Origin of the sequence: Xenorhabdus sp. KJ12.1 (genome assembly GCF_963876495.1) — a bacterium.
GTDB classification, from domain to species: domain Bacteria; phylum Pseudomonadota; class Gammaproteobacteria; order Enterobacterales; family Enterobacteriaceae; genus Xenorhabdus; species Xenorhabdus stockiae.
Genome location: NZ_CAWNQH010000002.1, coordinates 43,910 through 62,201, shown reverse-complemented (window position 1 = coordinate 62,201; position 18,292 = coordinate 43,910). Strand labels below are relative to the sequence as shown.

Here is an 18,292-nt window from a genome sequence, read left to right as displayed (position 1 = left end):
AAAAGTAGAACCCGCCTTTAACGAACTGAAAATTGACGGCGGATTTTCCGCATTAATAAGAATAGCCAGGGCCAGAGAATACCATTGACCACGCCATTCCAGAATACTTCAGAATGGAAAATAGTCTGTAAGATCAGAGCATGGGTCAGGAAAACACAGAGGTTTATCAATGTTGAGAGTATCATCACAACAAGGGATTGTTGCCAGAGTGCCATATTGCGAATGAGCTGAAATTTGAAAGCAACCAGAAAACTCACGAGGCTAAAAGCCAGTGCATGCGCACCAAGAATACTACCCTGCAATAAATCAATCAGGATCCCCAGAATAAACCCGGTACCGACACTGATACGATGAGGAATAGCAAGCAGCCAGTAGATAAGGCATAACACTGGCAGAGTTGGCCGGAATACATCGACTTGCTCCGGCCACGGCATACTCTGTAAAACCATTGCTATCAAGAAAGACAACCAGACAACCCAGAGACCACGTCCGTGATACTGACTCATCAGTTATTCTCCGTAGCTAATGGTTTATTAACTGATGGAGTGGTTGAAGATGGTTGTCCGGCCACGGGTTTCTTTTTGTTATCCTCTTTTTTACTATTCTCTCCACCTGAACCTTCAGGCAAAGAGTGAGGTTTTTCATCAGCAGGATTTGGCAATACGTATGGCAACAACTGCTTCATGCGCTCATTTGCGGCTCGATATACTTCAGAAGGCGGCAACGGTTCAGAGGGGTTATTATCCGGCCCCCATACCAACAGCAGATAACGCAGGCGACGTAATTCGGCCAAAGGACGGGCGTGAATAACAGTATGAGCCCGCTGATTATCTATCTTAACAGAAGAGACCACAGCCACAGGATAACCTTCAGGGAATCTTCCCCCAAGACCAGAAGTCACCAGTTCATCACCGACCCGGATATCCGTGTCACTCGGTAATGGTTCAAGGTGCAGATCATCGGCACAGCCTGTACCACCAGCGATCACGCGGATATCATTGCGTAATACCTGAACCGGCAGGGCGTGAATCGGATCGCAAATCAGTAGCACCCGGCTACTTAGCTGGCTTACTGAAACAACCTGCCCGACAACACCGCGATCACTAACAACCGGCTGCCCTTCATAAACACCATCTTTTGCGCCTTTATCAATAACAATTTGATCGCGATACGGATCCAGACCACGGGCAATGACCTGAGTAGCCATCATGTGTTCATCATGACGCAAAGGTGAACCGAGTAATGAACGTAACCGGATATTCTCCTGTTTTAATTGACCCAGCAGTAATAACTTGCTGTCCTTCAACCGCAATTCATTGCGCAAGGAGTAATTTTCCAGTTCAAGTTGTTTGCGGGCAGTCAAAGAATCAGAAATACCATCTAAAAACTGGCGGGGACCATTGGCAAGAAAATAAAAAGGGCTCACTGCCGTATCCATATAGCTACGGACTTTATGGAAAAAATCAAACCTGCTGTCTACCAAAACCAAAATAATGGCAATAGCAACAGCAAAAAAGAGTCGTAATTGTAGGGAGGGCCCTCTGCTGAAAATTGGCTTCATAAGTTGCGCATTATTGAGCGGTTTCGTGTCATAAACAATAAAAGAGTCATAAACGATACACTTTTGGATAAACAGCAAGGAGGCACCGATAAACACGCCTCCCAGCTCGCAGAGTTACTTTCAGTCTTCGCTGAATAAATCGCCACCGTGCATGTCGATCATTTCCAGCGCTTTACCGCCACCTCTGGCAACACAGGTCAGTGGATCTTCAGCCACAATCACGGGAATACCTGTTTCTTCCATCAGCAAGCGATCAAGATTGCGTAACAATGCGCCACCACCGGTCAGCACCATGCCACGTTCTGAAATATCAGAAGCCAACTCTGGCGGACACTGTTCCAGTGCTACCATAACGGCACTGACAATACCGGTCAGCGGCTCTTGCAGAGCTTCCAGAATTTCATTGGAATTCAGTGTGAAACTACGTGGTACACCTTCAGCAAGGTTACGGCCACGTACTTCGATTTCGCGGACTTCATCCGTTGGATACGCAGAACCAATTTCATGTTTAATGCGTTCTGCTGTCGCTTCACCAATCAGTGAACCGTAGTTGCGGCGGACATAATTGATAACTGCTTCATCAAAGCGATCCCCGCCGATACGGACGGAAGAAGAATAGACAACGCCATTGAGGGAGATAACTGCAACTTCTGTTGTACCACCACCGATATCAACAACCATTGAGCCCGTTGCTTCTGAAACGGGTAAACCTGCACCGATTGCCGCCGCCATTGGCTCTTCAATCAGAAAGACTTCGCGTGCTCCTGCACTTTGGGCTGATTCACGAATAGCCCGACGCTCAACCTGCGTCGCCCCGACTGGTACACAAACCAGCACTCGCGGGCTAGGACGCATAAAACTGTTGTTATGAACCTGTTTAATAAAATGCTGCAACATTTTTTCCGTGACATAAAAATCAGCAATCACACCATCCTTCATTGGTCGGATAGCTGCGATATTCCCCGGAGTACGTCCCAACATCTGTTTTGCTTCCAGCCCTACGGCTGCAACGCTTTTTGGTGAACCGGCCCTGTCTTGTCGGATAGCAACAACAGAGGGTTGATCCAAGACAATTCCCTGACCTTTAACATAAATAAGGGTATTGGCAGTACCCAAGTCAATGGACAAATCATTGGAAAACATGCCACGAAATTTCTTTAACATAACGAAAGGATAATCCTGCAAGCTGGGGACGGATGTTGTCCGTCTACTCTACCAACCACATGAAGCAGCGACAAGGCGCATCATTAACTACTTTTACTACTTCAATGAAAGTGGCTACGTTATTCACATCAGAAACACGATATTCTACGTTACTTTTTTCTGACAGAGCAGAAAAAAACTGCATAAAAATGGGTTAATTCCACCAATAACCCCGTCACTGAACCCTAAAATGTCCAAATGCCCTAAAAACCAACATTATAGTGTATATAGTGCATCCCGCGATGTTACTGATTCACTTTTTCTATGTTGACCTATAATGATTTCAGCAAGTTCAACAAAAATTAATTTTTTCTCAAATATTTTGATTTCTTTTGCCATCTCTAGCCAATATCACACCCCAATAAGCTCAGCAAAGATGATTCATTAAATACCCACTTTATCTTCAGCACTCAAAAGAAAAAATTGTTCTTCATCGACACTTATACACCTGTAATCGGCGGATAAATCTGTTGATTACTGAACCAATAAGATATAAAAACAAAGTCATTATTAATAAGTGAATTATCAATATTGAAATCATTATCAGGCATATTTATCTTTCAGCATGTACCCCGAATAAAAATCAGCAATCACTGTTTTGCGACTATTCATCACAATATTGCAGACTGCCCGTTTCTGCATTTTTAATTTTATCTATATTGAGAATGTCACAAAAAATGAAATCATGAGAACTGTGATGGTGTCATACTCAAAATCCATCAGAGGGAGAACCTATGAAAGCATTACTGCTGGAACAGCACGATACATTATCAGCTTCTATTCAGGATATTGACACAACCCAACTTCCACCCGGTGATGTCATCGTCGATATTCACTGGTCAACCCTCAATTATAAAGATGCACTTGCGATCACCGGCAAGGGGAAAATCATTCGTCAGTTTCCGATGATACCGGGGATCGACTTTTCCGGCGTTGTTCGTCACTCAGAAGATCCCCGTTTTCATATCGGACAGCAGGTTTTATTAACCGGCTGGGGTGTGGGTGAAAATCGTTGGGGTGGTCTGGCAGAACAGGCCAGAGTCTCAGGTGAATGGCTGACACCATTGCCAGCGGGTTTAAGTACCAGACAGGCTATGATTATCGGCACAGCCGGTTTCACCGCCATGTTATGTATTATGGCGCTGGAACAGGGAGGTATAACCCCTGAAAGCGGCGAAATCGCAGTCACAGGTGCCACTGGCGGAGTCGGAAGCACAGCAATTACCCTGCTCTCTCTATTGGGGTACTCTGTTGTTGCCATCAGCAGTAAACCCGAAAGTCAGGAATATTTACGTTCTTTGGGAGCAAAAGAAATTCTGCCGGTTTCAGACTTCAATCAACCCGCTCGCCCGCTGGAAAAACAGCGCTGGTCAGGTGTTATTGATACTGTCGGTGGTACAATTCTGGCTAAATTGCTGGCTCAGGTATCCCACAACGGCACCGTAGCTGCCTGCGGGATGGCAAGCGACATCAATCTGCCTACCACTGTCATGCCATTTATCTTGCGTAATGTCCGCTTACAGGGTGTTGAGTCAGCAATAGTATCGGCCGCCGATAGACCAAAGATCTGGGAGCGGTTACAAAAACTGTTGCCGGAATCTTTTTATCAACAAACCGCAAACGAAATTTCATTCGATCAGGTGATCGAACACGCCAATAAGTTGGTAAACAATCAATCAACAGGCAGAACAGTGGTAAAGATCCGCTGAAACTATGCCGATAAGCGTAAGTCTAATAAAATCAAGCCCGAAAAGCTGATAAGACCAGTATTTTGCTGCTAAATGTTACGATATGTTTATAATGTCGGGCTTTATCGTCAAATTTACAAATATTGATAATAGAAAAAGATGACAAACTGCTGTCATCGAGTTATCTTGAACGATTGTTGACAGATTGCCGGAGATACCCGCACAATGGCAGACAAGTTTCGCATTTTACTCTTGAACGGTCCCAACCTCAATCTATTGGGAACGCGAGAGCCAGAGACCTACGGCAAGTTAACGCTTGATGACATCGTCAGCAAACTGTCACAAGAAGCTCACCAGTCGGGTATTGAATTATTCCATCTGCAATCCAATGCAGAATCTGAACTGATTGAGAAAATTCATACTGCGCGGGGGAATACAGATTTTATTCTGATTAACCCTGCGGCATTCACGCACACCAGCGTAGCGCTACGCGATGCACTTCTGGCAGTGGATATTCCATTTATTGAGATCCACCTCTCTAATGTGCATGCCCGCGAGCCATTCCGCCATCATTCATATCTTTCTGATATTGCCGTTGGCGTGATCTGTGGTTTGGGTGCTGATGGTTATAGTTTTGCATTACAGGCAGCGGTCAACCGCTTGTCAAAATCCAATACCCAATGAATTTAGAGTTGCATCGCGGCGGCAAGGGAATGACAAATTCGTCGGGAACGAATTTGCCCAGCCAAAGGCTGCCTCCGGTGAAAGGCAGGAGCCTTTCATTAATCCCCGGGAGCATAGCTAACTATGTGACCGGGGTGAGTGAGCGCAGCCAACAAAGAGGCAACTCGAAAGGCGAAGGGTATAACTAATTTACATAATATAGAGTACGGAATCACACTCATGGATATTCGTAAGATAAAAAAATTGATCGAGCTGGTTGAAGAATCTGGCATTTCTGAACTGGAAATTTCTGAAGGTGAAGAATCAGTTCGCATCAGCCGTACTACGGCCGTTCAGGGCATGCCGATCACTCAGCAGTACATCTCTGCGCCTGCTCAACAGCCTGCACCTGTTGCTGCACCGGCACCGGCTGCTCCAGCAGCACCAGCCGCAGCAGAGATCAGCGGTCACACCGTTCGTTCCCCAATGGTTGGTACGTTTTACCGTTCTCCAAGCCCGGATGCGAAACCTTTTATCGAAATCGGTCAGCATGTTAATCAGGGCGATACCCTGTGCATCGTTGAAGCCATGAAAATGATGAACCAGATCGAAGCTGACAAAACCGGCGTCGTGAAGGCAATTCTGGCACAAGACGGTCAACCTGTTGAATTTGACGAGCCACTGGTCATCATCGAATAAGCGCATCACGCGGGAAAAACCCATGCTTGAGAAAATAGTCATAGCTAACCGCGGTGAAATCGCACTGCGTATCCTGAGAGCCTGTAAGGAACTCGGGATCAAAACTGTTGCTGTGCACTCTGCGGCAGACCGTGATCTGAAACACGTCCTGCTGGCAGATGAAACGGTCTGTATCGGCCCTGCCGCATCAGCAAAAAGTTACCTGAATATTCCGGCTATCATTTCTGCGGCTGAAATCACCTGTGCACAGGCAATCCATCCGGGTTATGGATTCCTGTCTGAAAACGCTGATTTTGCTGAACAGGTGGAGCGTTCCGGTTTCACCTTTATCGGCCCGAAAGCAGAAACTATCCGCCTGATGGGTGATAAAGTTTCTGCCATCAGCGCCATGAAAAAAGCCGGTGTACCTTGCGTTCCCGGTTCTGACGGTCCTTTGGGTGATGATACTGAGAAGAACAAATCGATCGCACAGCGCATCGGTTATCCGGTGATCATCAAAGCTTCCGGCGGCGGCGGCGGACGTGGTATGCGCGTTGTCCGCAGTGATAAAGAGCTGGAACAATCTATTGCCATGACTCGTGCTGAAGCTAAAGCTGCTTTCAATAATGACATGGTTTACATGGAAAAATTCCTTGAAAACCCTCGTCACGTTGAAATTCAGGTACTGGCTGATGGTCAGGGCAATGCTCTTTATCTTGCTGAACGTGACTGTTCCATGCAGCGTCGTCACCAGAAAGTTGTGGAAGAAGCTCCAGCACCGGGTATCTCTGCTGAACTACGCCGCAGCATCGGTGAACGCTGTGCCAACGCTTGTATGGAGATCGGTTATCGCGGAGCAGGTACGTTTGAATTCCTGTATGAGAACGGAGAGTTCTATTTCATTGAGATGAACACCCGTATTCAGGTTGAACATCCTGTTACCGAAATGATTACTGGCGTTGATCTGATCAAGGAACAGCTACGCATTGCTTCCGGCATGCCACTGTCCATCAAGCAGGAAGATATTGTCATCAAAGGCCATGCTATCGAATGCCGTATTAATGCTGAAGATGCAAAAACGTTCTTGCCAAGCCCGGGTAAAATCACCCATTTCCACTCTCCGGGTGGGTTCGGTGTGCGCTGGGAATCCCACATTTATGCAGGATATACCGTACCGCCATATTATGACTCCATGATCGGCAAACTGATCACGTATGGAGAAACCCGTGAAGTGGCGATTGCACGAATGAAGAACGCGCTGGCAGAACTGATCATTGATGGCATCAAAACCAATATCGATTTGCAGATGTCCATCATGAATGATGAAAACTTCCAGAAAGGCGGAACCAATATCCACTATCTGGAGAAGAAACTGGGCTTACATGATAAGTAAGGCTTTTTTCTGACATCACCACTCTGCATAAAATCCCATCTTTTCAAGATGGGATTTTTTATGGCATGGTTTTTGTCGCACATTTTCTTCTGAATAAATCCGGCTGTTACCGTACAATTCCTTCCTTTATTTTTCTGCTTTCCCGGAGAATCAATGGACAAAAGATTTGTTCAATCTCATAAAGAAGCGCGTTGGGCCGTATTCCTGACGTTAGCTTATCTTGTGGGTTGGCTACTGAGCGCCTATCTACCCAGTGATACGACCGGATTAACCGGATTGCCATACTGGTTCGAACTGGCTTGTTTAGCATTACCTGCACTTTTCATCATCCTGTGCTGGATGATGGTGACATTTATCTTCAAAGAAGTTCCTCTGGAGGATGAAGATGCAAAATGAAGTCATTCTGCCTCTGGTAGGATATCTGGCACTGGTTTTTCTGCTCTCATTCTATGCCTATCGCCGTCGCCAGACGGGGGAATTCCTGAATGAATATTTTCTCGGCAGTCGCTCAATGGGTGGTTTTGTCCTGGCGATGACCATTACAGCAACATACATCAGTGCCAGCTCGTTCATTGGTGGCCCTGGTGCAGCCTACAAATACGGTATCGGCTGGGTGCTGTTATCCCTGATCCAACTGCCGGCAATCTGGCTCTCCCTCGGCGTACTGGGGAAAAAATTTGCTATCCTCGCCCGCCGTTATAATGCCGTGACACTCAATGACATGCTATATGCGCGCTATCAGAGCCGTATTCTGGTCTGGTTTGCCAGCGTGAGTCTGTTGGTCGCCTTTGTCGGCGCCATGACGGTGCAATTCATTGGTGGTGCCCGCCTGCTGGAAGCCGCAGCCGGTATTCCTTACGGTACCGGTCTGCTGATTTTTGGTCTCTCCATCGCTCTCTACACAGCATTTGGCGGCTTCAGAGCCAGCGTACTTAATGACGCCCTACAAGGGCTGGTTATGCTGTTAGGAACGATACTGCTGCTTGTTGGCACGATCTATAAAGCTGGCGGACTGTCAGAAGCGGTCTCGACACTGCGTACTATCGATCCTAACCTTGTTTCTCCCCACGGTGCTGACAATATTCTTAGCGGCCCTTTTATGGCCTCCTTCTGGGTGCTGGTCTGCTTTGGTGTCATCGGGCTGCCACATACCGCTGTGCGTTGTATTTCTTACCGCGACAGTAAAGCTGTCCACCGCGGTATTATCATCGGCACGATTGTCATGGCTATCCTGATGTTTGGGATGCACCTTGCCGGAGCACTGGGTCGTGCGATCATCCCCGATCTGACAATTCCCGATCAAGTGATCCCAACCCTGATGATCACCGTCCTGCCGCCTATCGCTGCCGGGATCTTTCTGGCTGCGCCGATGGCAGCCATTATGTCAACAATTAACGCCCAATTGCTGCAATCTTCAGCAACTATCGTTAAAGATCTCTATTTGAATTTGTTCCCGCAGCAGATCAAACAGGAGAAAAAACTCGCCCGTATCTCCAGCTTTTCTACCCTGTTTCTGGGAATACTACTGTTACTGGCGGCATGGCAACCACCTGAAATGCTGATCTGGCTGAACCTGCTGGCCTTCGGCGGATTACAGGCTGTGTTCCTCTGGCCACTGGTATTGGGCCTGTACTGGGAGAAAGCCAATGCACATGGCGCTCTAGCCTCCATGCTGACAGGTGCAATAAGCTATACCCTATTAGCCAGCTTTAGCATTAACCTCCTTGGATTCCATCCCATTGTGCCATCATTGCTGCTGAGCTTACTGGCATTCGGAATAGGAAATCTGTTTGGGAGTAAACAAATACAACAAACCGCCGCATCACAGTGACGGCGATATTTTTTAGCCTGATTTTTAATCATTTTTCATACATATCGCGTTTAAAAGAGAATTTTTATGCCTTGGATACAACTGAGATTAAACACCACGGGACAACAAGCTGAATCACTCGGTGATGAACTCGTGGAAAGTGGCGCAGTGTCCGTTACCTTTCAGGACAGCCACGATACGCCAATTTTTGAACCTCTGCCGGGAGAAACCCGTTTATGGGGAGATACCGATGTCATTGGCCTGTATGATGCAGAAACCGATATGAAAGCTGTTGTTAGCCAACTGGAGCAGGTTCCCCAGCTGGGTAAAGGTTTTCTCCACAAAATTGAACAGCTGGAAGATAAAGACTGGGAGCGCGAGTGGATGGACAACTTCCACCCAATGCGTTTTGGTAACCGCCTGTGGATCTGCCCAAGCTGGCGGGAAGTTCCTGAACCGGATGCTGTTAACGTTATGCTGGATCCGGGACTGGCTTTCGGAACCGGAACACACCCAACCACCTCTCTTTGCCTGCAATGGCTGGATGGCCTTGACCTGCAAGGGAAAGCCGTTATCGACTTCGGCTGTGGTTCCGGCATTCTGGCTATCGCAGCCCTGAAGCTAGGAGCTAAACATGCTATCGGCATTGATATCGACCCTCAGGCAATTCAGGCGAGCCGGGATAATGCAGAGCGTAATAGCGTTTCTGAGCTACTGACACTCTATCTGTCTAAAGATCAACCTGACAATTTAGAATGTGATGTTGCTATCGCCAACATTCTGGCTGGCCCGCTGCGTGAACTGGCTCCTGTTATCGGCTCGTTACCAAAATCTGGTGGATTATTAGGCTTGTCCGGTGTACTGGCAAGTCAGGCTGAAGGTGTTGCTGAAGCCTATAGCAATGAATTCATTATCGATCCAATCGCCGAACAAGAAGAATGGTGCCGCATTACCGGGGTTAAAAAATAATCAACAAACTACTATTGAAAAACAGGATTATCCACTAAAATGATCCTCTGGGGGACAAATTGGTGGTAATACATACTATTTGTCATGAGAAATATAGGTAACAATAAATTTCGTCAAAAATACGTAACTTAATGTTATTAAAGGATAAATAGAAAAGTTTGAAAAAATCAACTGGAAAAATTCCGTTAAAATACCGTTTCGCTCAAAGTTTGGCCTTTCATATCTTGTGAAAAATGCGTAATATACGCGCCCTTAGTCACAGTTGGCCACTCTTTCTTCGCCTATGCGTATCGGACAATACCAGTTGAAAAACTGTCTTATTGCAGCCCCTATGGCTGGCATAACGGATCGCCCGTTTCGATCACTATGCTACACCATGGGTGCAGGTATGACAGTCTCAGAGATGCTTTCTTCCAACCCTCAGGTCTGGAAGACGGATAAATCCCGGCTACGTATGGTTCATCGCGACGAACCCGGAGTGCGTTCTGTACAGATTGCCGGTAGTGATCCCGATGAAATGGCAGCGGCGGCGAAAATCAACGTCGACAATGGTGCTCAGATCATCGATATCAATATGGGGTGCCCAGCCAAGAAGGTTAATCGTAAATTGGCAGGCTCAGCATTACTGCGTTATCCAGAACTGGTTCAAAAAATCCTTTCTGCGGTAGTCAATGCGGTTGATGTACCTGTTACATTGAAGATCCGTACAGGATGGTCACCGGAAGAACGTAACTGTGTAGAAATTGCCCAATTGGCTGAACGTTGTGGTATTCAGGCGCTTACCATTCATGGCAGGACTCGTTCTTGCCTGTTTAATGGTGAAGCCGAGTATGACAACATTCGGACAGTTAAGCAGACTGTTGCCATTCCAATTATTGCTAATGGCGACATTACTGACCCGCTAAAAGCCAGAGCAGTGCTTGAATACACCGGGGCTGATGCCCTGATGATAGGCCGCGCTGCTCAGGGAAGACCCTGGATCTTTCGGGAAATCCAGCATTATCTGGAAACAGGAGAACTGCTGTCACCGATGCCCCTTGGCGAGGTGCAGCGTTTAATGAACGAGCATGTACGAGAATTGCACGACTTTTACGGTCAAGGCAAAGGAGTTCGTATTGCACGTAAGCATGTATCTTGGTATCTCAAGGAACATGCTCCTGATGACCAGTTTCGGCGCTCATTCAACGCCATTGAGGATGCCAGCGAACAGCTGGAGGTGTTGGAAGCATACTTCGAAAATTTTTGCGTAAATAAAGAAAAGAGCTGACAGAACTATGTTCGAACAACGCGTAAATTCTGACGTACTAACCGTTGCTACTGTAAATTCACAAGATCAGGTAACTCAAAAACCTCTGCGTGACTCAGTTAAACAAGCACTGAAGAACTATTTTGCTCAACTGAATGGTCAAGACGTCAATGACCTGTATGAGCTGGTACTGGCTGAAGTAGAGCAACCACTGTTGGACATGGTGATGCAATACACCCGTGGTAACCAAACCCGCGCAGCGCTGATGATGGGAATCAACCGCGGTACTCTGCGTAAGAAACTGAAAAAATACGGCATGAACTAATCCTAGTCTAGTAACTTGCTGTTGAAGAAGCACTTTCTCTTTTGGGGAAGTGCTTTTTTCTTTTTTGTTTATACAAATGTTTATACATGGAAAAATGTTTATATTCGCTAAGTATGAGCAAATAGGCAGAGGGAAAACCTGGAAGCAAATAAAAAGCTATGAGAACAAAAAAGTTTCTTTTTATCTCAGTACGTTAAGGTATCAGATAGTGATTTCTTGCTATATAAACAGGTACTACATCTTCAAGAATCTTTATCAGCTGTGGATCCATATAGAGATAATCATCTGGAATATCGAGAACATGGATCGGCTTAGATTTAAGCAAATGGGAAAATGCAGCTTTTAACCGATTTTTATGCTTCTGTTCCATGACACAAATAATATCAGCCCAAAAAATAAGATCAGGTGTCACCTGCTTTTTAGCATTACTGCTTGTACCAGCAGATCGAACAGACCAATTTACATCATTACGCCATATTTGCTCTGCTGTCGGGCTACGCCATTGATTGCGACTACAAATAAATAAAATATGCATAAATCCTTATCGTTTCAGTATGTTGTGCCTGAACGGATGCAAACTGCAATATATCACGGAACAGGAAGCTAAAAACTGGACGCTCATGCTCGCCCCACTGTTACGAATGGTTTATAGCGGATGGGACGATCTGTGGTACCACTTTGCGCTCACACGCTGGTTTTGGGCATCCACTGATGAAGGCTGGGTTGAATGCCAGTCTGAGTATATTGGTATTATCCGTGCATTGCTGAATGATCCGAATAGCCCAACAGTTGCGATCAATTGGAATAGCGAGTTACCGCCAATCGAAACTCATTCATTTGCTCAGGCACTAACTGAAATTTTAGCCGAACAAAATCCAGATGCTGAGGTTAATTTTCATGAAGTGCATGATGCTATTAGAGAACAAGTCAGGGCTGATGAGCCATAAGCCGTCAAAAACCTATTGCTATCTGCGTTCACTGATTATGCAATCCACTTCGATAACCATATGAGTATAAACGCCAGCACTATCTAGCTGGCGTAATTTTGCTCTAAATTATCGCATCTTATTACTATCCCGAATAAATATTTAATTCTGGTGAACGTATTACCTCTCAAATGTCACTATTGATATTTCATGCAGATATTCTGAATTAGATGGGATGAAAACAAATTAAGTGGCGATAAATCAATCAGCACATGCCGTTAGGTGAGAAAATTATCAGCTATTAAATAAGGTTTATTTTTCAGCTTATATAATAGGCTGAATTAGATAATCTTCACCATCTCTTCATACAAAAGTCTTAATTATATTAATATGCGCATTGTCAGATGACGAGATAGAAATCAGTGTCTTTTACTTACTTTCAGTCAATTTTATGAGGAAAGCTCTAAATAAACAGCTTTTCTAACAATTGAGTCTATAAAGTAAACACGCGTAATTAAATAAAAAATATCCCACTTGCACTAATAAATTTAATGCATTGATTTTATTTAAAAAATTAAACAACAGCATAGAGTCACTGATAAAAAAACGAACTGTATCTGAAATGTTCAAAAATGCGAGTAAACTGAAATTTTATGCGAAATAAAAGTCAATTTAGTGGAAAAGATTTTTATAAGTAATATTTACTAAGTAAAATTTTTAATTTGGCAATAATCATACAATGAAATATTCAAATATATTTATTTAACCAAAATCTGTAAAATTTTATTAAAAAACAAAACATTTTATACCAAACTGTTTGGTTTGGATTTATAATCTACATTATCTATATGGTATAGAATTAAGTTCTGCATATGAAAGGATGATGTAATATTAATTCTGGTTAATTTGGGTGCTATTGAGTTATGATAATTAACAATTTGTTATCATTAATACTATTTGAAAGGGATTAAATATGTGAATAACAAAAAAAGTTCATATATTATAATAAATTAAGTGGAATGTTATTTGATATGTAATGAAATTTGACTTAAGTAATGTTATATAGGATTATGTTTACAGTTTGGTATATTTTGTTTAGTTTCTAACCTTAGAAAGCTTCTATAAAACTCAAAAATATGCCAAATAATGGCGATTTGTTTATAAAAAATTATATTATTGGATTTTTATATATTAATTTAATTTAAATTCAATATGTTATGAATATAAAAATAACAAACTTAACGTTTTAAGGCCTGTTCATTATTCCTCATATGAGAAGAACGGAGTGTTGTTTTGCTCAATGACCTCAATGACGAGGAAAAGCAGTTGCAAGAAGCAAGGTAATAACAAAATAGAGAAACGTGGTTTGCATCATGGAAGAGTATACCTTGCCTCAGTAAAGGTTCTGTTTTTTACAAGACGTTAATAAAAAAGGTTATTTCAGTAAAAAAAACAAGGCGCATGTCGGAAAACAAAACGGCGAATCAGGTGTAACAATAGGCATACCATGAACGATGGTAAATCCGTCAGGGTATTTCCTATGTCGTGCACAATGACGATGGAAAACTGAGTCATTTTTAAGCTCCAAGGCAATTATCCTTGATAACGCCATAACTTACTGATTTAAAGATGAAAGGATAAGATATGGAAGAAGATGCAAACCTATTAGTCGGGCAAAGAATTCAACAAAAAAGGAAGGAGTTAGGGATCACGGCAACTGCCTTAGCGAAACAAATTGGTATCAGCCAGCAACAACTTTCGCGTTATGAAAGAGGAACCAATCGAATTAATATTACTCATTTAGTTGCCATTTGTAACGAATTGGAAACTCATGTTTCCTGGTTCTTTGAAGACTGTTTTGAAGAAGAGAGCAAGGAAGGCATTGTTAATAAACTTGATACTCAATATATTCCCATTGCTGAAACAATTATAGGAAAAAATGGTTGTTAGATGGGGAATATCCCACCGTCAGAAGCCTGCCAGCCCGCACTAAACTGAAAAATATGTGGGCTTCTGACCCTACTGAGTACTTATTCACTTTCTCAATCGCCGCCTTCTTTTTTATGTGCACGAGCGATGTACCAAACCGATGCAATGTTACGAGCCAATACATGCAGATTGTCAGTACTGTCAGCTAAAGCATCAGCGAGAGTGCAAACTTCAGGGATAATAGAAAATACAGCAGTCAGCCCATGTTGATGGACAACATCATAATCTTTACTCATTCCTCCCACTAATGCGATAACAGGTATACCGAATTTGTTGGCTATCCGTGCAACACCAATAGGTGTTTTTCCGTATATAGTCTGGCTGTCCATATGCCCTTCACCAGTAATAACCAAGTCTGCGCCCTGAATTGCTTTTTCCAGCTTCAGAGTATCAAGTACAATTTCAACACCCGACTGTAATTTTGCGTTCAAACAGCCGAGTAAAGAGGCTCCCATACCTCCGGCAGCACCAGCTCCGGCAGCATTAAGCACATCAATTCCTGTTACTGTTTTAATTTTCATCCCGTAATGGAGCAAAGCTGAATCCAGTATATTAATCATTTCTGGTGTCGCTCCTTTTTGCGGGCCAAATACCGCAGATGCTCCTGATTCACCACATAGCGGGTTAGTGACATCACAGGCGACTGTAATTTCTAACTGACTGAGACGAGGATCAAGGTTTGTGAGATTAATGCTTTCCAAACGTGTCAGCGCAACTCCGCCAAAGGGTAAAGGACGATTATCGCCATCCGTTAAATTTGCCCCAAGTGCCTGCATCATTCCTGCACCACCGTCATTGGTTGCGCTACCACCAATACCTAAAATCAGCTTTTCAACGCCATGATCCAAGGCCGCCAGAATTAGCTCCCCCGTACCATAGCTCGTTGTTATCAGAGGATTACGTTGTGCCAGTGGCACCAGATGCAGGCCTGAAGCGGCAGCCATTTCAATCACTGCGGTTTTTCCATCACCCAATAATCCCCAAAAAGCGTCAACAGGTTGCCCCAGAGGATCAGTGACTGTGCATATGAATCTTTTTCCTCCTGTTGCAGCCACCATTGACTCTACCGTGCCTTCTCCACCATCAGCCATTGGTAACTTGATGTAATCGGCCTGCGGAATGATTTCCCTAAACCCCTGCTCTATCGCTTCCGCTACCTGCATTGCACTTAAACTTTCCTTAAATGAATCCGGAGCAATGACAATTTTCATAATAATTTATCTCTCCTTCAATTTATCTAACCCGCAAAACCAAAGACGCCAAAGATTAAGGTTGAGATAAAGGCGATAGTTAAGCCCACCAACGTTTCATATGGCAATAATTTCAGGCGTTCGTGTAACTGCATATATACACTGCCTCCTGTCGCATGGAAAAAACTGCCGTGTGGCAGCTGATCCAATACGATAGCACCTGCATGTAACATCGCAGCTCCCGCTAATGCACTGATGCCTAAATCGAGTAGCGTAGGTGCAAAAACCGCCGAAGCAACGGCTGTACCCGCTGTCGTGGATGCCGTTGTCATTGACATTAACGCCCCTGAAACCGGAGCCAGTAAATAGGCTGGCAGACCTGATGCTGTTATCCCGTGGATCAATATTTCTTTCAGTTCAGAATTAGCGATGATGCCTGCCAGTGTCCCCGTCCCTAATAGCATGATAGCTATAGGAGACATGCGGCTCAGCCCTGAGAGAATAAAGCGATTTGATTGACGCCAATGCCCCATAATAATAGCACCAGCCAATCCTCCTACAGGTAATGCTATTAAAGGGTCTATAGTGATATCAGCAACCGGGCGCAAAGCCAGCAAAAAGATGGCAATGGCAGGAGCCGAAATTGCAGCCATAAAAGAGGGAAGAGACTCTTGTGCGGTCATTGTCAGCTCTTCGCTTCTGACCTTATACCCCCGAGTTATCACTCTTCCTGAAAGATAGTAAGCCATTACTAACCCGAATAGCCCGGGGATAATACCTGCGACCATCAACGATGTTAAAGGTACATGAAAAGCTTCTGATGCAGCAATCGTATTTGGATTGGGAGACATGACGTTTCCGGCTTTACCTCCGCCAATCATGGCAAGTAAAATCGACATCTTTGATAAATCAGCCCGATGGGCGATTGCCAAAGCAATCGGTGCAACGGTAATGATTGCAACATCAATAAATACACCAACGGCTGTCAACAACATTGTTGCGATTGCTAATGCCAGTAAGACCCGTTTGCCGCCTGCCTTGCGTACAATAGTTTCAGCTATGGTACTGGCTGCACCAGATTCAATCAGTACACCAGCCAGAACACCCGCTGCCAATATACGTAAGACAGCATTGGTCATCCCTTGTGCCCCTGTGACCATCAAATTGACGGTCTGTATCAGATCTGCACCCCCGATCAAACCGCCAACCAGTGCACCGGCCATCATGCCATAAACAGGAGAAACTTTTCTTAATATCAGAATGATAGAAACAAACAATGCAGCAATAGCACCAATAGCAGAAACAGTCGTCATCTTGTCATTATCCCCAATGACTTCATTATGAGCTGAAGCCGAAAGATTACTATACACTTCGTCTTTCAAGTTGCCTCTTTGTTGGCTGCACTCGTTCACCCCGGTCACATAGTTATCTATGCTCCTAGAGATTACTGAGAGGCTCCTGCCTCTCACCGGAGGCCAGCCTTTGGCTGGGCAAATTCGTTCCCGACGAATTTGTCTCTCCCTTGCCGCCGTGAAGCATCTTGAAATCCATTGTGTATATACGCATAACTCATTTATATAAATAACGCGCATAAAAAAAGCGATAACTAAATTATCGCCTTTTAATCTGCTATTGCATGCGTTCAGCATAAATATATATCGTTCATGCTCAGCTAGCTGTGTGTAAATTACGCTTCAATCGCCATTCGTAACTTTTTCATGGCGTTTTTTTCCAGCTGACGAACCCGTTCAGCGGATACACCGTATTTATCTGCCAGTTCCTGCAAAGTCGATTTGTTGTCATCATCCAACCAACGGGAGCGGATAATATCCTGACTACGTTCATCCAGCTTGTCCATTGCTACAGTAAGTTTATCCGCAGCATGGTTTTCCCAATTGTCTTCTTCAATGCCATCGGCAAAATCAGACGCTTTATCCTGCAAATACAGTACCGGAGCTGGCGGGCTGTCACTGTCGTCATCAGATGGCATATCAAATGCCATATCCTGCGCCGACATACGAGACTCCATCTCCAGAACATCTTTGCTGGTCACTCCTAATTCTTTGGCAACCAAATCAACTTCATCCTGACTGAACCAGCCCAGACGCTGTTTAGCCTTGCGCAAATTGAAGAATAACTTACGCTGCGCTTTTGTCGTTGCAACTTTCACAATACGCCAGTTACGCAGTACGTATTCATGGATTTCTGCCTTAATCCAGTGAACAGCAAAAGACACCAGGCGTACGCCCACTTCCGGATTAAATCGACGAACCGCTTTCATCAGGCCGATATTGCCTTCCTGAATTAAATCCGCCTGCGGCAAACCATAACCAGCATAACTGCGAGCAACATGAACAACGAAGCGCAGGTGAGACAGAATCAGCTGTTTTGCTGCATCCAGATCTCCCTGGTAATGCAGCCTTTCTGCCAGTTCCTTCTCTTCTTCTGCAGAGAGCATAGGATAAGCATTGGAAGCACGGATGTACCCTTCCAAACTCCCTTGCGGAACTAATGCCAAAGTTTGCATTTCTTTTGTCATTCAAATTCTCTCAAACTAAATTAGTGGTCTTTTAAACTTTCCTGAATCAACCTATTAGATTTTTCAGGCCAAAGATGAGCCTATTTTACCATCGTGAGGATCACATTCAAAT

19 protein-coding genes are annotated in these 18,292 nt (G+C 44.5%); 11 read left to right on the top strand and 8 right to left on the bottom strand.

The window, feature by feature from the left end; translation table 11 throughout:
- Positions 1 to 17: 17 nt before the first annotated feature.
- The 4 genes from mreD to AACS92_RS01525 form a co-directional block, all read right to left on the bottom strand.
- The gene (mreD, locus tag AACS92_RS01540) at positions 18 to 506 is read right to left on the bottom strand and encodes a rod shape-determining protein MreD (RefSeq protein ID WP_099109625.1); all 489 of its coding nucleotides are present in this window, start codon (positions 504 to 506) and stop codon (positions 18 to 20) included.
- Entirely contained in the window at positions 506 to 1,561 is a 1,056-nt protein-coding gene (gene mreC, locus AACS92_RS01535) for a rod shape-determining protein MreC (RefSeq protein WP_099109714.1), read from the bottom strand. The genes mreD and mreC overlap by 1 nt, the downstream gene beginning before the upstream one ends.
- A 120-nt stretch (positions 1,562 to 1,681) precedes the next feature.
- Positions 1,682 to 2,725 carry a rod shape-determining protein MreB gene (mreB, locus tag AACS92_RS01530; protein WP_086113213.1) on the bottom strand — a complete coding sequence of 348 codons (1,044 nt, stop codon included), beginning with the start codon at positions 2,723 to 2,725 and terminating at the stop codon, positions 1,682 to 1,684.
- A gap of 43 nt (positions 2,726 to 2,768) precedes the next feature.
- Complete coding sequence (locus AACS92_RS01525) at positions 2,769 to 2,909, bottom strand: hypothetical protein (protein WP_169926627.1); 141 nt, start codon at positions 2,907 to 2,909, stop codon at positions 2,769 to 2,771.
- A 589-nt stretch (positions 2,910 to 3,498) separates the two neighbouring features.
- On the opposite strand from AACS92_RS01525, the gene acuI reads away from it, so the two are divergent.
- From acuI to fis, 9 genes are all read left to right on the top strand, one after another.
- On the top strand, positions 3,499 to 4,473 hold the full coding sequence (gene acuI / locus AACS92_RS01520) for an acrylyl-CoA reductase (NADPH) (RefSeq protein ID WP_099109624.1): 975 nt from the start codon (positions 3,499 to 3,501) through the stop codon (positions 4,471 to 4,473).
- Between the two features lie 204 nt (positions 4,474 to 4,677).
- Complete coding sequence (gene aroQ / locus AACS92_RS01515; RefSeq protein ID WP_099109623.1) at positions 4,678 to 5,136, top strand: type II 3-dehydroquinate dehydratase; 459 nt, start codon at positions 4,678 to 4,680, stop codon at positions 5,134 to 5,136.
- Positions 5,137 to 5,355: 219 nt separating this feature from the next.
- A complete protein-coding gene (gene accB / locus AACS92_RS01510; RefSeq protein ID WP_099109622.1) occupies positions 5,356 to 5,814 on the top strand; it encodes an acetyl-CoA carboxylase biotin carboxyl carrier protein in 459 nt (152 codons plus the stop codon).
- A 22-nt stretch (positions 5,815 to 5,836) separates the two neighbouring features.
- Complete coding sequence (accC, locus tag AACS92_RS01505; protein ID WP_099109621.1) at positions 5,837 to 7,186, top strand: acetyl-CoA carboxylase biotin carboxylase subunit; 1,350 nt, start codon at positions 5,837 to 5,839, stop codon at positions 7,184 to 7,186.
- 153 nt (positions 7,187 to 7,339) lie between these two features.
- Positions 7,340 to 7,582 carry a YhdT family protein gene (locus tag AACS92_RS01500; protein ID WP_099109620.1) on the top strand — a complete coding sequence of 81 codons (243 nt, stop codon included), beginning with the start codon at positions 7,340 to 7,342 and terminating at the stop codon, positions 7,580 to 7,582.
- Positions 7,572 to 9,017, top strand: coding sequence for a sodium/pantothenate symporter (gene panF, locus AACS92_RS01495; RefSeq protein ID WP_099109619.1), 1,446 nt, complete (start codon positions 7,572 to 7,574; stop codon positions 9,015 to 9,017). The genes AACS92_RS01500 and panF overlap by 11 nt, the downstream gene beginning before the upstream one ends.
- A gap of 66 nt (positions 9,018 to 9,083) precedes the next feature.
- Complete coding sequence (prmA, locus tag AACS92_RS01490; RefSeq protein WP_099109618.1) at positions 9,084 to 9,965, top strand: 50S ribosomal protein L11 methyltransferase; 882 nt, start codon at positions 9,084 to 9,086, stop codon at positions 9,963 to 9,965.
- Between the two features lie 283 nt (positions 9,966 to 10,248).
- Entirely contained in the window at positions 10,249 to 11,232 is a 984-nt protein-coding gene (gene dusB, locus AACS92_RS01485; RefSeq protein WP_099109617.1) for a tRNA dihydrouridine synthase DusB, read from the top strand.
- A gap of 7 nt (positions 11,233 to 11,239) precedes the next feature.
- Positions 11,240 to 11,536: a DNA-binding transcriptional regulator Fis gene (gene fis / locus AACS92_RS01480; protein ID WP_010847912.1), complete on the top strand. Its 297-nt coding sequence runs from the start codon at positions 11,240 to 11,242 to the stop codon at positions 11,534 to 11,536.
- Positions 11,537 to 11,729: 193 nt separating this feature from the next.
- Here the strand turns inward: fis and AACS92_RS01475 are convergent, their stop codons facing one another.
- Entirely contained in the window at positions 11,730 to 12,071 is a 342-nt protein-coding gene (locus AACS92_RS01475; RefSeq protein WP_099109616.1) for a low molecular weight protein tyrosine phosphatase family protein, read from the bottom strand.
- Positions 12,072 to 12,090: 19 nt separating this feature from the next.
- Between AACS92_RS01475 and AACS92_RS01470 the strand changes: the two genes are divergently transcribed.
- Complete coding sequence (locus AACS92_RS01470; protein ID WP_099109615.1) at positions 12,091 to 12,483, top strand: DUF1266 domain-containing protein; 393 nt, start codon at positions 12,091 to 12,093, stop codon at positions 12,481 to 12,483.
- Positions 12,484 to 14,106: 1,623 nt separating this feature from the next.
- Positions 14,107 to 14,412, top strand: coding sequence for a helix-turn-helix domain-containing protein (locus tag AACS92_RS01465; RefSeq protein ID WP_099109614.1), 306 nt, complete (start codon positions 14,107 to 14,109; stop codon positions 14,410 to 14,412).
- A 92-nt stretch (positions 14,413 to 14,504) separates the two neighbouring features.
- Here AACS92_RS01465 and AACS92_RS01460 read toward each other — a convergent pair whose 3' ends face one another.
- The 3 genes from AACS92_RS01460 to rpoH all read right to left on the bottom strand — a co-directional run bounded on the left by AACS92_RS01460 (position 14,505) and on the right by rpoH (position 18,180).
- Entirely contained in the window at positions 14,505 to 15,662 is a 1,158-nt protein-coding gene (locus AACS92_RS01460; RefSeq protein ID WP_099109613.1) for a glycerate kinase, read from the bottom strand.
- Between the two features lie 26 nt (positions 15,663 to 15,688).
- On the bottom strand, positions 15,689 to 16,954 hold the full coding sequence (locus tag AACS92_RS01455) for a GntP family permease (RefSeq protein ID WP_099109713.1): 1,266 nt from the start codon (positions 16,952 to 16,954) through the stop codon (positions 15,689 to 15,691).
- Positions 16,955 to 17,328: 374 nt separating this feature from the next.
- On the bottom strand, positions 17,329 to 18,180 hold the full coding sequence (gene rpoH / locus AACS92_RS01450) for an RNA polymerase sigma factor RpoH (protein ID WP_099109612.1): 852 nt from the start codon (positions 18,178 to 18,180) through the stop codon (positions 17,329 to 17,331).
- Positions 18,181 to 18,292: the final 112 nt, after the last annotated feature.

Bases quoted from the DNA above. Each gene is read 5' to 3' on its own strand.
- aroQ (WP_099109623.1), top strand. From the start codon at position 4,678: ATGGCAGACAAGTTTCGCATTTTACTCTTGAACGGTCCCAACCTCAAT.
- accB (WP_099109622.1), top strand. From the start codon at position 5,356: ATGGATATTCGTAAGATAAAAAAATTGATCGAGCTGGTTGAAGAATCT.
- dusB (WP_099109617.1), top strand. From the start codon at position 10,249: ATGCGTATCGGACAATACCAGTTGAAAAACTGTCTTATTGCAGCCCCT.
- AACS92_RS01525 (WP_169926627.1), bottom strand. From the start codon at position 2,909: ATGCAGTTTTTTTCTGCTCTGTCAGAAAAAAGTAACGTAGAATATCGT.
- mreB (WP_086113213.1), bottom strand. From the start codon at position 2,725: ATGTTAAAGAAATTTCGTGGCATGTTTTCCAATGATTTGTCCATTGAC.
- prmA (WP_099109618.1), top strand. From the start codon at position 9,084: ATGCCTTGGATACAACTGAGATTAAACACCACGGGACAACAAGCTGAA.
- rpoH (WP_099109612.1), bottom strand. From the start codon at position 18,180: ATGACAAAAGAAATGCAAACTTTGGCATTAGTTCCGCAAGGGAGTTTG.
- AACS92_RS01475 (WP_099109616.1), bottom strand. From the start codon at position 12,071: ATGCATATTTTATTTATTTGTAGTCGCAATCAATGGCGTAGCCCGACA.
- AACS92_RS01500 (WP_099109620.1), top strand. From the start codon at position 7,340: ATGGACAAAAGATTTGTTCAATCTCATAAAGAAGCGCGTTGGGCCGTA.
- AACS92_RS01465 (WP_099109614.1), top strand. From the start codon at position 14,107: ATGGAAGAAGATGCAAACCTATTAGTCGGGCAAAGAATTCAACAAAAA.
- fis (WP_010847912.1), top strand. From the start codon at position 11,240: ATGTTCGAACAACGCGTAAATTCTGACGTACTAACCGTTGCTACTGTA.
- acuI (WP_099109624.1), top strand. From the start codon at position 3,499: ATGAAAGCATTACTGCTGGAACAGCACGATACATTATCAGCTTCTATT.
- panF (WP_099109619.1), top strand. From the start codon at position 7,572: ATGCAAAATGAAGTCATTCTGCCTCTGGTAGGATATCTGGCACTGGTT.
- accC (WP_099109621.1), top strand. From the start codon at position 5,837: ATGCTTGAGAAAATAGTCATAGCTAACCGCGGTGAAATCGCACTGCGT.
- AACS92_RS01470 (WP_099109615.1), top strand. From the start codon at position 12,091: ATGTTGTGCCTGAACGGATGCAAACTGCAATATATCACGGAACAGGAA.
- AACS92_RS01455 (WP_099109713.1), bottom strand. From the start codon at position 16,954: ATGACGACTGTTTCTGCTATTGGTGCTATTGCTGCATTGTTTGTTTCT.
- mreD (WP_099109625.1), bottom strand. From the start codon at position 506: ATGAGTCAGTATCACGGACGTGGTCTCTGGGTTGTCTGGTTGTCTTTC.
- AACS92_RS01460 (WP_099109613.1), bottom strand. From the start codon at position 15,662: ATGAAAATTGTCATTGCTCCGGATTCATTTAAGGAAAGTTTAAGTGCA.
- mreC (WP_099109714.1), bottom strand. From the start codon at position 1,561: ATGAAGCCAATTTTCAGCAGAGGGCCCTCCCTACAATTACGACTCTTT.